Origin of the sequence: Flavobacterium artemisiae (genome assembly GCF_042678225.1) — a bacterium.
Taxonomy (GTDB): domain Bacteria; phylum Bacteroidota; class Bacteroidia; order Flavobacteriales; family Flavobacteriaceae; genus Flavobacterium; species Flavobacterium artemisiae.
Genome location: NZ_JBHUDZ010000012.1, coordinates 940,135 through 959,778, shown reverse-complemented (window position 1 = coordinate 959,778; position 19,644 = coordinate 940,135). Strand labels below are relative to the sequence as shown.

General features: G+C 33.3%; 20 protein-coding genes. 7 read left to right on the top strand and 13 right to left on the bottom strand.

Features of this window, described 5'->3' with window-relative positions; translation table 11 throughout:
* Nucleotides 1-78 precede the first annotated feature (78 nt).
* The 5 genes from ACFSC2_RS14840 to ACFSC2_RS14820 are packed head-to-tail and all read right to left on the bottom strand — an operon-like array spanning nucleotide 79 to nucleotide 5,263.
* Nucleotides 79-1,542 (bottom strand): UDP-N-acetylmuramoyl-L-alanyl-D-glutamate--2,6-diaminopimelate ligase, encoded by a 1,464-nt coding sequence (locus ACFSC2_RS14840; RefSeq protein ID WP_379814632.1) that lies wholly within the window; start codon nucleotides 1,540-1,542, stop codon nucleotides 79-81.
* On the bottom strand, nucleotides 1,539-3,548 hold the full coding sequence (locus ACFSC2_RS14835; protein WP_379814634.1) for a penicillin-binding protein: 2,010 nt from the start codon (nucleotides 3,546-3,548) through the stop codon (nucleotides 1,539-1,541). The genes ACFSC2_RS14840 and ACFSC2_RS14835 overlap by 4 nt, the downstream gene beginning before the upstream one ends.
* Entirely contained in the window at nucleotides 3,539-3,886 is a 348-nt protein-coding gene (locus ACFSC2_RS14830) for an FtsL-like putative cell division protein (protein WP_379814636.1), read from the bottom strand. Before ACFSC2_RS14830 ends, ACFSC2_RS14835 begins: the two co-directional genes overlap by 10 nt.
* 20 nt (nucleotides 3,887-3,906) lie before the next feature.
* Nucleotides 3,907-4,815, bottom strand: a complete 909-nt coding sequence (gene rsmH, locus ACFSC2_RS14825) for a 16S rRNA (cytosine(1402)-N(4))-methyltransferase RsmH (protein WP_379814637.1) — start codon at nucleotides 4,813-4,815, stop codon at nucleotides 3,907-3,909.
* Entirely contained in the window at nucleotides 4,790-5,263 is a 474-nt protein-coding gene (locus ACFSC2_RS14820; protein ID WP_035691746.1) for a division/cell wall cluster transcriptional repressor MraZ, read from the bottom strand. The genes rsmH and ACFSC2_RS14820 overlap by 26 nt, the downstream gene beginning before the upstream one ends.
* 377 nt (nucleotides 5,264-5,640) lie before the next feature.
* Between ACFSC2_RS14820 and ACFSC2_RS14815 the strand changes: the two genes are divergently transcribed.
* Together ACFSC2_RS14815 and yihA are read left to right on the top strand one after the other, a co-directional pair.
* The gene (locus ACFSC2_RS14815; protein ID WP_379814638.1) at nucleotides 5,641-6,405 is read left to right on the top strand and encodes an alpha/beta fold hydrolase; all 765 of its coding nucleotides are present in this window, start codon (nucleotides 5,641-5,643) and stop codon (nucleotides 6,403-6,405) included.
* Between the two features lie 44 nt (nucleotides 6,406-6,449).
* Nucleotides 6,450-7,070, top strand: a complete 621-nt coding sequence (gene yihA / locus ACFSC2_RS14810) for a ribosome biogenesis GTP-binding protein YihA/YsxC (RefSeq protein ID WP_379814639.1) — start codon at nucleotides 6,450-6,452, stop codon at nucleotides 7,068-7,070.
* Nucleotides 7,071-7,157: 87 nt separating this feature from the next.
* Here yihA and gldC read toward each other — a convergent pair whose 3' ends face one another.
* Together gldC and gldB are read right to left on the bottom strand one after the other, a co-directional pair.
* Nucleotides 7,158-7,493, bottom strand: coding sequence for a gliding motility protein GldC (gldC, locus tag ACFSC2_RS14805; RefSeq protein ID WP_289665132.1), 336 nt, complete (start codon nucleotides 7,491-7,493; stop codon nucleotides 7,158-7,160).
* Nucleotides 7,493-8,449 (bottom strand): gliding motility lipoprotein GldB, encoded by a 957-nt coding sequence (gene gldB, locus ACFSC2_RS14800; protein ID WP_379814640.1) that lies wholly within the window; start codon nucleotides 8,447-8,449, stop codon nucleotides 7,493-7,495. The genes gldC and gldB overlap by 1 nt, the downstream gene beginning before the upstream one ends.
* Before the next feature lie 99 nt (nucleotides 8,450-8,548).
* Between gldB and nadE the strand changes: the two genes are divergently transcribed.
* Both nadE and ACFSC2_RS14790 read left to right on the top strand, forming a co-directional pair.
* Nucleotides 8,549-9,355: an NAD(+) synthase gene (gene nadE, locus ACFSC2_RS14795; protein ID WP_379814641.1), complete on the top strand. Its 807-nt coding sequence runs from the start codon at nucleotides 8,549-8,551 to the stop codon at nucleotides 9,353-9,355.
* A 92-nt stretch (nucleotides 9,356-9,447) separates the two neighbouring features.
* Nucleotides 9,448-10,077, top strand: coding sequence for a response regulator transcription factor (locus tag ACFSC2_RS14790; protein ID WP_008467169.1), 630 nt, complete (start codon nucleotides 9,448-9,450; stop codon nucleotides 10,075-10,077).
* 101 nt (nucleotides 10,078-10,178) lie between these two features.
* On the opposite strand, the gene dnaG is transcribed toward ACFSC2_RS14790, so the two are convergent.
* The 4 genes from dnaG to ACFSC2_RS14770 all read right to left on the bottom strand — a co-directional run bounded on the left by dnaG (nucleotide 10,179) and on the right by ACFSC2_RS14770 (nucleotide 14,722).
* On the bottom strand, nucleotides 10,179-12,251 hold the full coding sequence (dnaG, locus tag ACFSC2_RS14785; protein WP_379814642.1) for a DNA primase: 2,073 nt from the start codon (nucleotides 12,249-12,251) through the stop codon (nucleotides 10,179-10,181).
* Nucleotides 12,252-12,379: 128 nt separating this feature from the next.
* A complete protein-coding gene (locus tag ACFSC2_RS14780) occupies nucleotides 12,380-13,408 on the bottom strand; it encodes a hypothetical protein (protein WP_379814644.1) in 1,029 nt (342 codons plus the stop codon).
* Nucleotides 13,409-13,464: 56 nt separating this feature from the next.
* Entirely contained in the window at nucleotides 13,465-14,175 is a 711-nt protein-coding gene (locus ACFSC2_RS14775) for a hypothetical protein (protein WP_379814645.1), read from the bottom strand.
* Complete coding sequence (locus ACFSC2_RS14770; protein WP_379814646.1) at nucleotides 14,162-14,722, bottom strand: RNA polymerase sigma factor; 561 nt, start codon at nucleotides 14,720-14,722, stop codon at nucleotides 14,162-14,164. Before ACFSC2_RS14770 ends, ACFSC2_RS14775 begins: the two co-directional genes overlap by 14 nt.
* A 192-nt stretch (nucleotides 14,723-14,914) precedes the next feature.
* On the opposite strand from ACFSC2_RS14770, the gene ACFSC2_RS14765 reads away from it, so the two are divergent.
* A complete protein-coding gene (locus ACFSC2_RS14765; RefSeq protein ID WP_379814647.1) occupies nucleotides 14,915-15,286 on the top strand; it encodes a hypothetical protein in 372 nt (123 codons plus the stop codon).
* A gap of 7 nt (nucleotides 15,287-15,293) precedes the next feature.
* Here the strand turns inward: ACFSC2_RS14765 and ACFSC2_RS14760 are convergent, their stop codons facing one another.
* Nucleotides 15,294-16,271: a polyprenyl synthetase family protein gene (locus ACFSC2_RS14760; RefSeq protein WP_379814648.1), complete on the bottom strand. Its 978-nt coding sequence runs from the start codon at nucleotides 16,269-16,271 to the stop codon at nucleotides 15,294-15,296.
* Nucleotides 16,272-16,426: 155 nt separating this feature from the next.
* On the opposite strand from ACFSC2_RS14760, the gene ACFSC2_RS14755 reads away from it, so the two are divergent.
* Nucleotides 16,427-17,290 carry a hypothetical protein gene (locus tag ACFSC2_RS14755; protein WP_379814649.1) on the top strand — a complete coding sequence of 288 codons (864 nt, stop codon included), beginning with the start codon at nucleotides 16,427-16,429 and terminating at the stop codon, nucleotides 17,288-17,290.
* Between the two features lie 148 nt (nucleotides 17,291-17,438).
* Here the strand turns inward: ACFSC2_RS14755 and rlmN are convergent, their stop codons facing one another.
* Nucleotides 17,439-18,482: a dual-specificity RNA methyltransferase RlmN gene (rlmN, locus tag ACFSC2_RS14750; protein WP_379814650.1), complete on the bottom strand. Its 1,044-nt coding sequence runs from the start codon at nucleotides 18,480-18,482 to the stop codon at nucleotides 17,439-17,441.
* Nucleotides 18,483-18,941: 459 nt separating this feature from the next.
* Here rlmN and ACFSC2_RS14745 point away from each other — a divergent pair, with 459 nt between their 5' ends.
* Complete coding sequence (locus ACFSC2_RS14745) at nucleotides 18,942-19,538, top strand: YceI family protein (RefSeq protein ID WP_379814651.1); 597 nt, start codon at nucleotides 18,942-18,944, stop codon at nucleotides 19,536-19,538.
* Nucleotides 19,539-19,644: the final 106 nt, after the last annotated feature.

The following is a 19,644-nucleotide window of genomic DNA, read 5'->3' as shown; positions in this document are numbered from 1 at the left end:
ATTTTTTAAATTCCGATTTCGAATTAAATTCCAATTTTTAAATTCCAACTTAAATTGGAACTTGGAATTTCCATTTTGTTATTTTGTTAGTTGCTCTAAAATTTCTTTAACCGTCTCCATATCATCAAAATGGTGGCGAACCCCTTTTATTTCTTGATAGGCTTCATGTCCTTTTCCTGCAATCAGGATAATATCTTTAGCTTCTGCTAACTGACAAGCTGTTTTAATTGCTTGTTTTCTATCAGTAATTCGAAGCATTTTTTTATAATTATGAGGCTCAACTCCCTGTTCCATTTCGTCCAAAATCACTTCTGGATCTTCATTTCTTGGATTGTCTGAAGTCAAAATTGCTTTAGTACTTAAATCTGAAGCAATTTTTGCCATTATTGGGCGCTTTGTTTTATCACGATTTCCTCCGCAGCCTACAACTGTAATCAATTGTTCGTTTTTAGTACGAATATCATTTATCGTTTTTAAAACATTTTCTAATGCATCCGGCGTATGTGCGTAATCTACAATCGCTGTGATGTTTCCATCTGAAACGATATATTGAAAACGACCCGAAACACTTTCTAAATCAGACAATAAGCGCAACGCTTCAAGGCTATCAATCCCAAGCTCTACTGCTGTTCCATAAATTGCTAAAACATTGTAAGCGTTGAATGTACCAATCAGCTTTACCCAAACTTCATTGTCGTTTATTTTCAATAACAAACCAGACAATTGGCTTTCTAAAATCTGTGCTCTATAATCAGCATATGATTTTAAAGCGTATGTCAATTTCTTTGCTGCAGTATTTTGAAGCACAACCGCTCCATTTTTATCGTCAATGTTCGTTAAAACGAAAGCAGTTTTTGGCAGCGAATCAAAAAATGACTTTTTAACGTCTCTATATTCTGCAAAAGTTGGATGATAATCCAAGTGATCGTGAGAAAGATTCGTAAAAATTCCGCCCACAAAATGCAAAGCTTCTGTACGTTTTTGGTGGATTCCATGCGAACTTACTTCCATAAAACAATGCGTAACTCCAGCTTCAACCATTTCATTTAAATAATGATTGATTGTCAAAGAATCTGGCGTTGTATGCGTTGCAGGATATTCTGTATCATTCACCATGATTTTTACAGTTGATAACAAACCAACTTTAAATCCTGCTTTTTCAAACATCTGAAACAACAATGACGCAATCGTCGTTTTACCATTTGTTCCTGTTACACCAACTAATTTTAGTTTTGAAGAAGGATCTTCAAAATAATTAGCTGCCACAAAAGCCAAAGCCGTATTAGTATCTTTTACCTGAATATAAGTCACATTTTCAGCAATAGCTGCTGGAAGCGTATCGCAAATAATTGCTTTTGCACCCAACTCAATAGCTTTTCCGATATAATCGTGGCCATCTGAAAGTGTTCCGCGAATAGCCACAAAAATGTCATTTGCTTCTACTTTACGTGAATCAAATTCAATTTTATGAACAGCAATATCTGTAGAACCTTTTACAGATTCTATTGCAACTTTATATAATATGTCTTTTAATACTTTCACGATAATTCTAATACAATTGTTGTGTTTTTGCTAATACTAGTTCCAGCCTGAATAGATTGATTCTTAACTTTTCCCATCCCATTTACCCTTACTTTCAAACCTAAATTTTCTAGTAAAGCAATTGCGTCCATTCCAGGCATTCCTTTTAAATCTGGAATCTGATTTGTTTTCTTTCTTGAATCCAAATCATACTTATCATAGCTCGTTTCTTGTTTTGCAATTTTAGAATCCAGCTGTTTTATTCTATTGGTTGAAGGCGCATCTGTAAAAATCTTTTGTGCGATTCTTTTAAAAACCGGTCCCGCAACGTCTGCTCCGTAATAATTATTTTTGGATGTATTTGGTTTATGAACCACTACAATACAAGAATATTTTGGATGATCTGCTGGAAAATACCCTACGAAAGATGACGCATAATACAAATCTGACTTCCCTTTTACACCACCGTAATTCATCTGAGCCGTTCCTGTTTTTCCAGCCATCGAGAAATCTTTCGAATACAACTTAGAACCTGTTCCTTTCTTCACCACATTTTGCAATACAGCTTTTACTTTTTTAAGTGTTTCAGGCGAACAAACTTTTGGGTTCATTACTTCTGTATCAAACTTTTTGATGGTTTTATTCCATTCTTTAATTTCTGACACGAATTGCGGTTTTACCATGACACCATTATTGGCTACAGAATTATATAATGTCAAAGTCTGCATCGGCGTAACCGAAACTTCATATCCAAAGGCCATCCACGGAAGTGAAATTCCTGACCAGCTTTTATCTCCCGGTTGTGGAATTCTTGGTCTTCCTTCTCCTTTAAAATGCAAACCCAAAGTTTTATTTAATCCCCAACTTTTGATATGATCTATAAACTTTGACGGGTTGCTTTTGTAATTTTCATAAACCGCCTGAACCATAACAGTATTTGACGAAAGTTCAAATCCGCGTGCTAAAGAAACTTTTCCGTAACCTCCATTATGCGAATCACGAACACTACGCCCATAATATTTTACTACTCCTCCATGAGTATCATAAACCTTACTTGTATCTGCCACTTTATCTTCTAGAATCGCCATTAAATCAACTAGTTTAAAAGTTGAACCTGGCTCATGAGATTCAGCAACAGCATAATTTGTAGTTTCATAATACGATCCGTCTTCTGCTCTTCCTAAATTCGAAATTGCTTTTACGTAACCCGTTTCTGTTTCCATTACTACCACACAACCGTGATCTGCTTCGTAATCTTCCAATTGTTTCAACAAAGCGTGGTGCGCAATATCCTGAATAAAAACATCTATAGTCGAAATTACATCGTAACCATCAATTGGATCTACTTCGTTTACATCACGAATTGGCTTCCATTGGCCTTTTGCAATTTTCTGTTTTAGAATTTTACCATCTTTTCCGTTCAAATAATTTTTAAACGCCCATTCAATTCCTTTTCCAACTTCCACTCCAGTTGCTGGATCAATTCGGTCGTATCCAATTGTTCTTTCAGCAATTTTTCCGATTGGGTGTTTTCTAACCGTTTCTTGTTCAACAATAATCCCACCTTTAAAAGCTCCTAAATTAAATAATGGAAAACCTTTAATTTTTACATATTCTGTGTAACTAAGATTACGGGCAATTAAATAATAACGGTTTTTATTTGCTCTCGCTTTTCTTAATTCTTTCTCATAATAACCCGCCGGTCTATCCAAAACAGTTGCCAGAGAATCTGATAATTGTTTTACATATTTTTCAAAAGTTTCTAATTTCGGCGCTTTTGCATCAAAACGAATCTCATAATTTGGGATTGATGTTGCCAGTAAACTTCCGTCAGCAGAATAAATATTTCCTTTATTGGCTGGAATTACAAAGTTTCTCACCGTACGCTGTTTTGCCAGCTGACGGTAATGATCACCCTGAACCCATTGAATATTGGTTAATTTAACGACAATAGCAATTGCCATCAAAAAGATGAAAACTGCTACTAGGTAAATTCTGTAGGATATATGTTTATCTTCTACTGCCATATTCTTTTAAAGAAACCTTTTTCTTCTTCTTTTTTAACTTCTATTTTTATTGGAGGAACTGTCGACGGAAAAATTTGCTTTTCCTGCATTTTATCCGAAATAGTCGACTCCATTTTTAATTTCATCAATTCTGAACGTCGATCTACAAATTCAGATCGCAATTCTTTCACTTCATTATTTAATTTCGCAATTTCAAAAACCTTCTGTTCGTATCGCTGCGTATTGGCAATCATCAAAATAGCCAGCAGAATTATGAAAACAATGAATCTCCAGTTTTTTACTGCATCTTCATGAATCAGAAATCTTGCTTTTAATATACTAAATACTCCACCTTTCATTTTCTACCTATATATATGTATTATATTTTTTCAGCAATTCTCAACTTCGCGCTTCTGGCTCTGTTATTAATTTTTATTTCTTCGTTATCTGGAACAATCAGTTTTCCTATTGTTTTAAATGGAACTGAAAAATTTCCGTAAAAATCTCTTTCTGGTTCTCCTTCAAACATTCCGTTTTTGATAAATCTTTTTACCAATCGATCTTCTAAAGAATGATAAGAGATAACAGAAAATCTTCCGCCCTGTTTCAAAATTTCTAATGACTGCTCAATAAATTCTTTTAAAACATCCATTTCTTGATTTACCTCGATTCGAATAGCTTGATAAATCTGAGCCAAAATTTTATTTCGAACTTTCTCCGGCAAATATTTTTTAAGAACTTCTTTTAATTCATCTGTCGTTTTAATCGGATGATCTTTTCTTGCTTCCACAATTGTCCTTGCCAGAACCGGTGCATTTTTCAACTCCCCATAATCAAAAAAAACACGACGTAAATCCTGTTCTTCATATTCGTTAACCACACGATAAGCATTTAAATCATTTTTCTGACTCATCCGCATATCTAACTCGGCATCAAATCGGGTTGAAAAACCTCTTTCGGGAACATCAAACTGATGAGAAGAAACTCCTAAATCAGCCAAAATTCCGTCAACTTGTTTAACACCATGAAAACGCAGAAACCTTTTTATGAATCTAAAGTTTTCATTTATTAAAGTAAACCTCTCGTCTGGCAGTGCATTTGCAAGCGCATCTTCATCTTGGTCAAATGCAAACAGCTTTCCGTTTGGTCCTAATCTTCTTAAAATCTCTTTTGAATGACCACCGCCTCCAAACGTAACATCTACATACACTCCGTCTGGTTTAATATCTAAACCATCAACTGTTGGATGAAGCAAAACCGGATTATGATATTCCATCTTCGTCGTCATTAATATTTCCCATTACTTCTTCGGCTAAATCTGCAAAATCCATATCTTCGCCGCTTATTGATTTTTCGTATAAATCCTTATCCCAAATCTCTACGATATTAACCGCCGATGAAAAAACAACATCTTTAGAAATACTCGCAAAAGTCACTAAGTCTTTTGGCACAAGTAATCTTCCTAATGCATCAACTTCAACCACTTTAACACCAGCCGTAAACCTTCTAATGAAATCGTTGTTCTTTTTTACAAAGCGATTAAGCTTGTTGATTTTTTTCATCATCGCATCCCACTCTACCATCGGATACAACTCTAAACACGGCTGAAAAACAGAACGCTTCAAAACGAAACCGTCTTGAAGAGATGCAGTCAATTGCTTTTTTAAAGGCGCAGGCATCATCAGCCTTCCTTTAGCATCAACTTTACACTCATATGTTCCAACAATTGTGTTCAAAAAAACTAGTTAACATGTTATACAGCAAAAATATAAAAAATTTTACCACATTCTACCACATTCTACCACTTTGTTAATAAGTTTAACCACTTTACTACCACTTCCGCTAATTAATACCTAATCAATACTTTGCATATTAATCAGCATCGAAATAGTTTCCTTTAACAATTATAAATTTTACATAGTAATTCTCTTAAAAAAATAATTATAACACAATAGATTTAACAATTTAGAAATATAACAAACCCCGCTTTAAGGACTGATTTTTAATCACTTATAAATTCTACTCAAATTATCTAGTTAAAAAATGGCAGCAAAAATTCATTTTTATTTAATTAACCCTATATTTGTCGAAATTGAAATTGGCATTAGATTAGATGGACAAACACTATAAAAAAGAAGGCAAATACAGCTATTTTGAAGCTGGAGAGGGAACTCCAATCGTTATTCTGCACGGATTAATGGGAGGACTTAGTAACTTTGATGGTGTAGCGCAATATTTCCCAACAAAAGGATATAAAGTTGTTATTCCAGATTTGCCAATATATACCCAGAGTATTTTAAAAACTAACGTAAAAAGCTTTGCCAAATACGTTAAAGATTTTATCACCTACAAAGGTTTTGACAAAGTAATTCTTCTAGGAAATTCTCTTGGAGGACATATCGCTCTTTACCACACAAAATTGTATCCTGAAAAAGTCGCAGGACTTGTAATAACCGGAAGTTCTGGACTTTACGAGAGCGCAATGGGAGACAGTTACCCAAGAAGAGGAGATTATGAATACATAAAAACAAAAGCGGAAGCTGTATTTTATGATCCAAAAATTGCCACTCCTGAACTTATTGATGAAGTCTACGCAACTGCGAATGACCGCATCAAATTAATCAAAACTCTTACGATTGCCAAAAGCGCAATTCGTCATAATATGGCTAAAGATTTACCAAAAATGGATGTAGAAACCTGCATTATTTGGGGTAAAAATGACTCTGTAACACCGCCAAATGTTGCGGAAGAATTTGATAAACTTTTACCAAATTCAACGCTTTACTGGATTGACAAATGCGGACACGCAGCGATGATGGAACACCCTCAGGAATTTAATGAAATTCTTGAAAAATGGCTTACCGAAAAGAATTTATAGCCATTAAAATCTATTTTTTTTAGGAGGTTTTAAAACTAAGAAACATGAAAATTAACACCGCCGAATTTATTGTCAGCAATTCTGACGCATCAAAATGTCCTCCGGAATTTTTGCCAGAATATGCTTTTATTGGAAGATCTAACGTAGGTAAGTCATCATTGATTAATATGATTACCAATAATAAAAACTTAGCTAAAACATCTGGAAAACCAGGAAAAACACAGCTAATTAATCACTTTAAGATTAACAGCAATTGGTTTTTGGTCGATTTACCAGGTTATGGTTATGCCAAAGTTTCAAAAAAGACAAAATCAATCTTTCAGCAATTTATTACCGATTATTTCGAAAACAGACAACAATTGGTATGCGCTTTTGTTTTAATCGATATTCGCCATGAAGCTCAAAATATTGACATTGAATTCATGTCTTATATGGGCGAAAGCGAGATTCCGTTTTGTATTATTTTTACAAAAGCAGATAAAATCAGTAAAGTAAAAGTCGATTCTCATATTGCCGCTTACAAAAAACAGATGTTTGCGAATAACTGGGCCGAAATGCCTCAGTATTTTGTAACTTCTTCTACAGAATCAATCGGAAAAGAAGAATTGCTTTCTTATATCGATGAAGTGAATCAGGAAGTTTTTAAAAACAACTCAGAATTTTAAGGATTAAGTTCCAAAATTTAAAATATTTAATAAAAAATCCCAAATTCCAATTTTACGATTAGAATTTGGGATTTTTTTATTGGAATTTTACTGCTTAGTCAATTCCAGTTTCTCTGCAAAATAATCACAGAAATCTTTCATTGTGTCTGACATTTTTTCGTCGTCTGTTGCTCTTTTAAAAGTATCTGACATTGCTACTAATGTCTGATGAAAGAAAATCTTCATTTCATCAACCGGCATATCTTTTGTCCATAAATCGATACGCATAGTTTCTTTTGCTTTACTGTCCCAGATAGAAAGCATAATTGCTTTTGCTTCTTCTGCTTTTACACCGCCATCCTGCGCGCTCCATGTTAACTTTTCAGGAACGCGGTTTTCATCTAATTCTATATTGAATTTAATCTCTGAGTTTATATTTGCCATTATTTCTTAGGTTTATATTTTGATTTTTCGAAAATCTCTTTGGCTTCGGTTTTAAATAATTCAGCCAAAGAAACAGTATTATTTTTCATGTAAGAACGTACTATCTGCCAGCCTATCCAAGCACCTGTTCGTCCTGGTGATTCGTTGTCTATTTCTAAGTAAAATTTAGAAAATGGAGCCGGCGTTATAAAACGTGTATTAAGTTTTGGATCTACGTTATACAACATTTCGTTTTCTAAGAAATAACGCCACATGTAAGCTTCATTCTCTTCGCACCATTTTAGTTGTTCTGGAGTATATCCCATTTTTTCTGCATCTGTATAATTTGGCAGTAATAAATCTTTTGCATACAATTGTTTTCCTTCAAAAATCATTTGAGAAAGCAATGTTTTATCTGATGAATTTGGAATATTTCTATAAGAAAAACTCGAAACCACGTCTGGCATTATTTGTCTTTCTTCGAAATTCTGTTTCAAATAACTTGGAAACTGATAAAATTCGTGTTCTTTACCCAAATACAATTCCAAAGCTACAATTACAAGACTATCTGCATAAATTGCTTTTGCGGTATAATCCATTTCACCAATCACCGTAATTACTTTAGGCGTTTTGGTTTTAGGAAAATAATATTTTACGTGCTGAAAAAGTGCATCAAACTCTTTATGAACTGGTTCAAAATTGCCGTATTTTTTCTGAACTTCTGCATAAACATCTTTCCAAATTGGAGCCTGCATTTTTTCAATCCATACTTTATCATCTGTTCCTGCAGGAAAAAAGAACGGATATTGTTTTTTAACTTTTGCAAGATCTTCTGGTTTTGCTTCAAAAAACACTTTATCAAAACGTTCTATTTTAACATCAACCGGAATTTCTTCTACTTCTTTTTCTACCTTAGATTTTTGATCACAAGACAAAAAAAACAGGCACAGAAGCACTGCAAAGCGATATATTTTCATTTTATTTTAATTAGATTTGTGTTACCAGAACTTAAAGTAAATGCATACTTCAAATAATTCTGCAAATATACATCCCTGCATCTTAAAACTTAAACAATTATGGCTAAAAAAAGCACAATTCAGACAGAAAAAGTAAATACACATATTGTAGAGTGGCTTAAAGATTATGCTGCGAATGCAAAAGTAAACGGATTTGTAATCGGAATCTCAGGCGGCGTAGATTCTGCTGTAACTTCAACTTTATGTGCGCAGACAGGACTGAAAGTTTTATGTGTTGAAATGCCTATTCATCAGGCAGAAAGTCAAGTCAACAGAGCAAAGGAACATATTGATCAATTAAAAAAACGTTTCCCAAATGTTGATAACGTTCAGACAGATTTAACTGCTGTTTTTGAATCTTTTAAAAGCGCAGTTCCTAAAACTGATGATGAAGCAAAAGTAAATTTAGCTTTAGCCAATACACGTGCACGTATCAGAATGACCTCTTTATATTATTTAGCAGGAATTCATGGTTTACTTGTTGCCGGAACCGGAAACAAAGTTGAAGATTTTGGAGTAGGTTTTTACACAAAATATGGCGACGGCGGCGTCGATTTGAGTCCAATTGCCGATCTTATGAAGTCAGATGTTTATGCTTTAGGAGCATTTTTATCGATTCCGGAGTCAATTTTAAGCGCTGCGCCGACAGATGGACTTTTTGGAGACAACCGAACAGATGAAGACCAATTAGGTGCAAGTTACGACGAATTAGAATGGGCCATGTTAGCGTCGGAGTCAGGAAATACGGTGGCTGACTTCGATGGGAGAGAAAAATCTGTCTTTGAAATTTATAAAAGATTAAACACCAGTAACAAGCATAAAATGGATCCAATTCCCGTTTGTTTGATCCCAAAAACGTTAAAATAATTTTTTTAACATTTGTCTGCAATTAATTACAGAATTTATTTATTAATTTTACAGTTCCAAAAACATGAACAATTCTAAAAAAGGTAAAAATTATGATTAAAGTATGTCTAGCAGACAATCATCCTGTTACGCACTTTGGTGTAAAGTCTTATTTTAAAGACCACGATCAAATTTCAATTGTTGCCAACGTAGGCAATTTTTCAATGGTTAGAGATATTCTTCAGACGAAGGAAATCGACATTTTAATTCTAGATCTAGAATTAGAAGGCCTTTCTAGTATCTTTGAAATCAAGTCAATCTTGAAAAATTTCCCAAAAACAAAAATTGTTATTTTTAGTGATCTTGCTGAGCAAATGTATGCTCCAAATGCAATTAAAGCAGGAGTTTCCGGGTATGTACACAAAACAGAAAAACTTGAAACATTAGGTCATTCTATTATTAAAGTACACGAAGGAAAAATTATCATCAACGAAACAGTACGCAAAAACATGGCACTTATTGCTAAACAAAGCAAAAGTGAACGTTTGTACAGAAAACTTTCTAACCGTGAAATCGAGGTTTTACGTTATTTAAGTGATGGTAAGAAAAATAATGAAATCTCTAAAATCTTAAACCTGAACGAGAAAACGATCAGTACTTACAAACTGAGATTATTAACTAAATTAAACGTTACTAACTTAGTTGACTTAGTAAATAAAGCTAAGACTTTAGAAATTATTTAATTACACATCGATTATCTTTTTTAAAATAATCGGAAGATTATAAAAATGCTGTCTAATTTGAGAAATCAAAAATAGACAGCGTTTTTTTTTATGCTATTTTTTTAATGATAAGGAACTACTACGCGTCCTAATTTCCTAGAAAAATTATTTAGTAGTTTAGAATAATCTATAACCATCATCATCACCTCAGAATTATCCTCCTGAGGATCAGTAATCAATGAATTTTTGAGTTCTGATATAATTTTAGAAACCAAAAACCACCTCATAGAAAATACGGTATCCGACACATTCTGCTCAATGGTTTCATTTTTATGTTTCGGAAAAATATTCTGACCTTCCCAATTATGAATAGTAAGTCTTTCGTCTTCCATCAAAATATTAGTTACTTCCTGCGCAAATTCAGGTTCTAAATGCATCAAATATTTATCAAGACTGAAAGTTTCATTCTGATTATAAAAGTTAATTATATTGGTAAAAATATTTTGAAACAAGGGGTTTGATAATTCTACCTCATCTTCTTGAAGACTCAGATATATTTTTTCGTACACTTTATATTGTCTCTTCTCAGAAACTTCTTTTACATTTCCTTCATCATCTGCCTTTAAGAAAACATCTTCAAAATTTTCTTCTACACTTCCGTACAGAAGCAATATTTCAATGATTTTTCTTTCAAAACCATCTAAAATATCTACTTTTTCTGCTTGCGCCGGCGGATAAAATCCTGGTTCTTCTGGATAATAACCATCTGGCGGTCCTGTTCTTGGATCTTCTGGATCTCCTCCAGAAAAACCTGCATTCTGTGGAGGCTGATTATTTCGAACAACCTCAAAAGGCTTTTGCTCCTGCTTTTGTTTTTTATTAGCATCAGCAATATCTTTTTGAATCAGCTGCGCGAGCGTACTTACCAAAACCTGCTCTGAAATATCCATAATTCGAGCACATTCCTGAATGTAAACTTCACGCTGAATACGGTCTGGAATTTTAGAAATACTCGTTACCATATCCCGAATCAAATCAGCTTTTTTTATAGGGTCATTTTTCGCTTCATCCATTAAGATTGAAGCTTTAAATTGTATAAAATCTTTGCTGTTTTCTTCTAAATAAGCAACTAAATCGTCGTGAGAATTTTTACGAGCAAAACTATCTGGGTCTTCTCCTTGCGGAAAAGAACAAACACGAACGTTCATTCCTTCTTCCAAAATCAAATCGATTCCTCGAATTGCTGCTCTTAAACCCGCTGCATCACCATCAAAAAGTACGGTAATATTTCGAGTCAAACGATTTATTAGACGAATCTGATCGGGTGTTAATGCAGTTCCTGAAGATGCCACAACGTTTTCGATTCCGGCTTGGTGAAACTGAATTACATCTGTATAACCTTCAACCAAATAACAGTTATTTTGTTTCGCTATAGATTGTTTGGCGTGATAAATTCCGTAAAGCACTTTACTTTTATGGTAAATTTCACTTTCAGGCGAATTCAGGTATTTTGCCGCTTTTTTATCATTCGTTAAAATACGTCCTCCAAATCCTAAAACTCGTCCCGACATACTTTGAATTGGGAACATTACACGTCCTTTAAAGCGGTCGAACGGACGGTCTTCTCTGGCAATTGTTAAACCAGTACTTTCTAAAAACTCTAATTTATAACCTTTTCCTAAAGCTTCTTTAGTTAAAGCATCCCACGTTTCGGGAGAATATCCTAAATTAAATTTTTTAATCGTTTCTGTAGTAAATCCTCTTTCTTTAAAATAAGAGAGTCCAATTGCTTTTCCTTCTTCAGAATTTAAAAGAATATTTTCAAAATACTTTGCTGCAAATTCCGAAACCAAATACATACTTTCTCGAACATCTGTCATTGCTTTTTCAGCATCAGTTTGTTCGGTTTCTTCGATTTCGATATTGTATTTTTTTGCCAGATAACGAATAGCTTCGGGATAAGTAAACTGGGAATGCTCCATCAAGAACTTAATCGAATTTCCTCCTTTTCCGGTACTAAAATCCTTCCAAATTCCTTTTGCGGGCGAAACCATGAACGATGGTGAACGCTCGTCTGAGAACGGACTTAACCCCTTAAAATTACTTCCTGCACGTTTTAAATTCACAAAATCACCGATAACCTCCTCTACTCGAGCAGTTTCGAAAACAGAATCTATGGTACTTTGTGAAATCAAAATGTAAAATATTTTTTAGCGTTGAGAGCTTGCAAAAATACGCAAATCCTATTGGAATTTTAATGATTTTTTAAAACAAAAAAGCATCTCTTTCGAAATGCTTTTTTCACTAACTAAACGACCAGTACTTAATTCAAATCTAATCGAAGTCCTAACGATATATTGTTCTCTTTGACTAAATTATTCTGAAATAATGGGTTTAAATCGTATTTGAAGTACAAACTCAAATCTCTGTATCCGATATAAGAGCTCAATCCGTAAATAAAGTTATTTACATTATAATCCCCTTTTATAGTAGTTTTATATTTTAAATCTTCTTCTTCAAACTTTAAAATCTGTTTTGATTTAACGTTGATTCCCGCATAACCTCCAATTCCGAAACGGAAACTTTTATGGGTTTTAAAATACGTTTTTCCATTTTTTTCAATTGGTCTTGTAAAATCAAATTCTAAATGCACTGGCGCCACCAAATACACATTTCTAAAACGAGATTCGTTTAAATTGATCGTATTTTCTACCAAATTGGTCTGATCTCCGTCTACTACAAAACTTCTGTTATTTGTCGGACGAATATTATTATACATTAACGAAAGTCCGTATTTTGCATGAAGCAAATTGTCATTTTTCATTAATCTTGAATTATAGGTAAAACCCCATTCGTAAAAATGCGATCCCATAAAACGATAATTAGCATCCTGAAGTTTTCCGTCTGCCAGCATATTGTTCAAACCCATTGCAAAGACAAACTGTGAGGTGGTTCTTTTTTCGCCGCGAATCGAATCTTTATGATGTTTTATATCTTTCCATCGAATCATGTACACGCGAGACGAATCTTCTTTTATTTTTCCGTCTACTTTTTTCTGCACCAGATCATTTAATTCATTTTGAGCCAAAGTCACTTTTTCTTCAATAATAACCGCTCTAGCTTCTGCTAATTCTTTTTTGCGCTTGTCAGCTTGTTCCTGCGTAATTTTTCCTTCAGACAACTGCACATTTACAGCTTCAATTTCTTGTTTTAAAGTTTCTTTTTCTTCTTTAGTGATTTTCTCAATCTTATTGGCAATTCGTTTTGCCTCAGACTCAAAGGTTTCCTGACCCATTACTTTACTTACTAATAGAAAGAAGAAAATAATAAGGTGAATGGTAAAATTTCTCATGATTGATTGTTTAAAATTTGATTGATTTTGATTGATGATTATGATAATTAAAAATGTTATTCCTGTTTATTCCTGTTCGTTACAGCGACCTTAACTTCTTGAAAGTTCTTATTGACTTTTGTGATCATTTTTTCTCTAAAAGAAAGCTCAAGTTCACCATCGACTTGATTTAATAAATCTGATGCATTGACTCTAACTTTTGCTTTTTTTGTTGGACTTTCAGCTAAAACTTTATTTTCGGCTGTTTGCAGCAATTGATCGACATTTTCTTTTTTAGACGTTTCTGCTATTGCTGGTGAATTGTTTGCTACTTGATTTGATTGATTGTTTTTGATGATGATTGAAGACTCCGCTATTTGATTTAATTCATTTTTACGATTTTTATTTAAAGTTTGATTATTGATTCTTTCTTGTTTAATTATATTTTTCTCAACGTTTTTTTCAGAACTCACAATTTGAGTTTTCATAGAATCACTATCATTTACAACTGATTCATTAACCGATTCTTGCTGCATTTCTTTTTCTACAATAACCGTTTTTGGAGCTTCAATTGTGTTTTTGTTTTGATTGAAAAAGAAAGTTCCAACTAACAAAAAACCGACAAAGCTGGCCGCGATATACAACCATTTTCTATTTTTCTTTTTAGTTTTTTGTTCTTCGGCAACGCTCAACATCGCATCGAGTCTGTCCCAGCCTTTATTGCTTGGTTCAATCTGACGGTTGTTTAGTTTTTCACGGAAATCCTTTTCAAAATTATTCGGTTCCATTATCTTGTTTTTTTAAAATAGTAATTTGTGTTTGCAGCATTTTTCTAGCGTGCGATAACTGCGATTTTGATGTTCCTTCATTTATTCCTAACATCTTGGCAATTTCATTATGTTTGTAACCTTCTATCGCATATAAATTGAAAACCATTTTATAGCCGTCCGGCAAAGCATCAATTAAAAACTGAATCTGTTCTACTGTAAACTGACTGTCGATTTCGTTAAAGCTTTCTTCTGTAAAAAACTCATCTTCGGCAAATTTTACTTTTTTCTGAACTCTTAAATACGAAATACATTCATTAACCATAATTCTGCGAATCCAGCCTTCAAAACTTCCTTTGTGTTCAAAGTTTTTTAGATTCGTAAACACTTTCATAAAAGCGGTTATCATTACATCTTCTGCCAATTGAATGTCCTTTATATATTGACGACATACACTTAACATTTTTGAAGAAAACCTGCTATAAATCTGTTGCTGCGCCTGACGATTGTTTTCGACAGCGAGCTTTATGATTTTAGCTTCTTCTTGATGTAATTGAATAATTTTCATTAATAAGCTTCGGTTTTGCTTTGGTTTTGGTTTTAGAAACAGACTTCTATTAGCATAGACGATTGTCGATTTGAAATGGTTGCATGAGGTTGGAAAAATTTCAAAAAAAAATTCCAAATTCCAATACTGGCTTGTTTTCTAATTTTGCAAAACAAACTTATACTAATTATATTTGATTAGAAATCTAACAACGTGATATTATCTCAGACTACATTTCCGAAAATAAAAATAATCAGAATCATAATAGCTATGATTCTGGTTTGGTTTTCAAAAGATTTATTTTGGTTTTATAATTTTAAAAACCTTTACGCAGAAAAAAGAGAAGGTATTATCATTAATATAAGGCAAGGCAGAGGAGGTACTGAAATAAGCACTGCTACTAAGAAATATTTTAATGTGTATTGTAACAATGAAGAGAAACTAAAAATTGGTGATTCAATTTCAAAAAGACCAAATTCAGACGAATTCAAAATTTACACAAACTACAATAAAAAATGGAATTACAGTAATAGCATTTTTATTAGAACAGATTTAGATTTCTATTCTTTAATTGTAAAAAAATAAAATAAAATTATTTTTTTCTCTCAATAACATAATTCACCATCAAAGTCAAGGCGTCTTTGTATTCTGAATCATCGAAGTTTTGAAGTAATGCAAGTGCTTCCTGCTGGAATTGCACCATTTTATTTTCGGCGTAAGCCAAACCATTATTATTTTTTACAAAAGCAATAACTTCTTTTACACGTTTTTTGTCTTTGTTGTGGTTTTTGATGGAGTTTATCAACCACTTTTTTTCTTGCGGCGTACAAGTATTTAGAACATGAATTAAAGGCAATGTCATTTTTTGCTCTTTAATATCGATTCCTGTTGGTTTTCCGATTGCTTCTTCGCTATAGTCGAATAAATCGTCTTTGATTTGAAAAGCCATTCCGATCAACTCTCCAAACTTTCGCATATTTTCTACCTGAATGTCGTCTTCGATTACGGCTTTCGCGCCAAGCGCACAACATGCTGCAATAAGAGTTGCTGTTTTCTTTCTGATGATTTCGTAATAAACGTCTTCGGTAATGTCTAATCTGCGGGCTTTTTCGATTTGAAGTAATTCTCCTTCGCTCATTTCGCGAACGGCAACTGAAATGATTCTCAATAAATCGAAATCACCATTATCGATCGACAGCAATAAACCTTTTGACAATAAATAATCTCCAACTAAAACGGCAATTTTATTCTTCCAAAGTGCATTGATCGAGAAAAATCCGCGGCGGCGATTACTGTCGTCAACCACATCATCGTGTACTAATGTTGCGGTATGAATAAGCTCAATTACTGAAGCACCACGATATGTTCTTTCGTTTACAATACCACCAGAAACCATTTTTGCAGTCAGAAAAACAAACATCGGACGCATTTGTTTTCCTTTACGGTTTACGATATAATAAGTAATACGGTTTAGTAACGCAACCTTTGAAGTCATCGATTCATGGAACTTTTTTTCGAAAAGTTCCATTTCGTTAAAAATAGGTTGTTTTATTTGAGAGGTAATATTCATTTAGACTCCAAATATACTATTTTAAATAAAAATACGTTGTGTATTTTAGGTTAGGATTTCAATAATTTATAGACTACCCTAAAAATAACCACCAAAAATAGCTCTAACTAATACTGATTTGAATTCATTAATTAAGAACCCAAAATTATTTATTTATGAAAACAAAATTTTTATTAATTGGAACATGTATTATTACATTGTCTTTTTTCATCAGCTGTAATTCTGATGAAAAAACAAATGACGGCTCTAGTGCAAAGATTACAAATGAAGAAATTATCACAAATTCTAAAATCGACGCCTCTGTAGAAGATGTTACTAATATTGCCGAAGATCAATTTAGTACACAATTAAATATTAACGCAAAGGCCGGCGGACCTATAAAAAATTTCCTTCCGAGCTGCGCTACAATAACAACAGTTTTAACCAATAATACCTGGACTAAAACAGTAGATTTTGGTGTTGAAGGCTGTACTTTAAACAATGGAAATACAGTAAAAGGAAAAATGGTAGTTTCTTTTTCTAATAATTTCAACACTTCTACACAGACTATCAGTTATACTTTTGAAGGATTTTATCATAATGGAAGAAAATTGCAGGGAAGTAAAAGTATTGTGAGAACTGTTAAAGAGACTAATATTTTAGTGACACCGCATCCGGTTTCTACTGCTTCTATAGATTTAACGATTACTTTTGATGACGGAAAAGTGTATGCAAGAAAAGGTTCTTTGGTTAAAGAAATGACTTCTGGATACGATACTTGGTTTGACTGGGATGATAATGCTTTTGTTGTAACAGGAAGCGGTACAACAACTTTCCCTAACGGAGATACTTTTTCGGCAGAAATTACAACTCCTCTAGAGTTTAAAGCTTCTTGCAGAAAATCTTTTGCTGTTAAAGGTATTGTTTCTGTAACTAAAAACGGTGCTTCGGCAGTTATTGATTATGGAACTGGAGAGTGTGATACGCTTGCAACGGTAACAAAAGATGGGGTTACAGAAGAAATAGATTTGAAAAAATAATATCCTTTTTGCCCAAAAAAAAGCATTAAAGACAAGATTTCTCTCGTTTTTAATGCTTTTTTGTTTACATCAATCAAAATGTCCCGATGGGAAATAATTCAATTATCTCTATTTTTTTCTGCCTATGAGATAATCCTAGCGGATTATTTTACGCTTCTTTGTTGGCTAATTGTCCGCAAGCGGCGTCGATGTCTTTTCCTCGACTGCGTCGAACTTTTACTACTACACCAATATTCTCCAAGGCTTTTATATACGCCATAATCGATTCTTCTGAGGCTTGCTGAAATTCCCCGTCGTCAATCGGATTATATTCAATTAAATTGACTTTGCACGGCACATATTTACAGAATTTCACCAAAGCATCAACCGAGGCTTTATCATCGTTGATTCCTTTCCAAACTACATATTCGTATGAAATCTTGCTTTTGGTTTTTCTATACCAATATTCTAAGGCTTCTCTTAAATCTTTTAGCGGGAAGTTTTTACTAAAAGGCATAATGCGCGCACGGGTTTCGTCTATTGCAGAATGTAATGAAACCGCCAGCTTAAACTTCACATCATCATCTGCCATTTTTTTGATCATTTTCGGAATTCCCGAAGTTGAGACCATAATTCGTTTTGGCGACATTCCTAAACCTTCTTCCGACGTAATCATGTCGATAGCTTTAATGAGATTGTTATAATTCATTAAAGGCTCTCCCATTCCCATAAAAACAATATTCGAAAGCGGATGATTGTAATACAAACGGCTTTCTTTATCAATCGCCAAAACCTGATCGTAGATTTCGCCAGGCTCCAGATTACGCATTCTTTTTAATCTTGCTGTTGCGCAGAAATTACAATCTAAACTGCAGCCAACTTGGCTAGATACGCAAGCCGTTGTTCTAGTTTCGGTCGGAATTAAAACAGACTCTACCACAAGGCCATCATGCAGACGAACAGCATTTTTTACAGTTCCGTCAGCACTTTTCTGCATGGTATCTACTTTAATATGATTGATTACAAAACTGTTTTCAAGCATAGATCTCGTGGTTTTGGCCACATTTGTCATATCTTCAAAACTGTGAGCACCTTTGCTCCATAACCATTCGTAAACCTGATTTCCGCGGAAAGCTTTATCTCCATTTTCAACAAAAAAATCGCGAAGCTGCTCTTTTGATAACGCTCGTATGTCTTTTTTCTCCATTTGCATGCTGCAAAGTTAAGCACTTTTGTTATTTTTTTCTGTTTTTTAAATTCATTCTTACTGAAATTCAGAAAAATTGAAAAATATTTTGATGAAAATTTCAATCGTTTTATTACCGCTTACAGCGCATTAACACTGACTTTTAGGGTACGTCTAAAATCTTCTCATATACTTTTTAATTTTTCATAAAATAATCATTCTTAAAACAGAAAAACCTGATTATTCAAAACATTGATTTTCAAAACCTTATTCCAAAAATAAGTTTCATAATTATAAACATCTCATTCATAAAAATATACCTCTCCTTTCATTATAGGTCTTTAATAAAATTTTAACAATGATTTTTATCATGTGTAATGGTATGCATACATAATACATTTGATACAACAAAAAGATACAAGTTGATTCTTCAAATAGGAGAACAACAAAAAGGTCTTAAATGAATAACTAAATACCGCACCAAAAATGGAAACGATTAAAGCAATTTTTCTGACAGTACTTATTAGCACATTAACATTTCAAGTAAATGCTCAAAAAAAATATACAGTAGATTCTAAATCAACTTTTGAGGTTGCTGGAACTTCTACAGTTCATGATTGGACAATGAGATCTACTGAAGGAACTGGTAATGCTATATTAATAATTAAAGATTCTAAACTATCTGGAATCAACAGCTTAAAAGTTATTCTCTTAGCAGAAAGCTTAAAAAGCAGTAAAACCAGTATGGATGATGTAGCTTATGAGGCTTTGGACACAAAAACCAATAAATACATTGAATACGTTTTAAAATCTGCTCAAAAAGTAAACGAAAATATTTGGGAATTAGTTGGAACATATACCATTGCCGGCGTAAGCAGAGAATACAAAACGCAGGTTAATATAACTGTAAACAATGGCGCTTTTAAAATTCAGGGCTCTAATCAAATCACTTTTGCTGATTTTGAAATGGCTCCTCCAAAAGCAGCTCTTGGAGTTGTTAAAGCTGGTAAAGATTTAACTGTCTTTTTTAATCTCTATTTGATTGATTACGCAAAAAATGAAAATGTACTGGTTATCAATTAATAATCAATTATAAAAAACAGGATTTTCTTCTGGCGACTTACAATTAGACGCTTGAGAAATCATAACAATATTCTTAGTACTAAAAATAGAAAACCAAATTATCAAT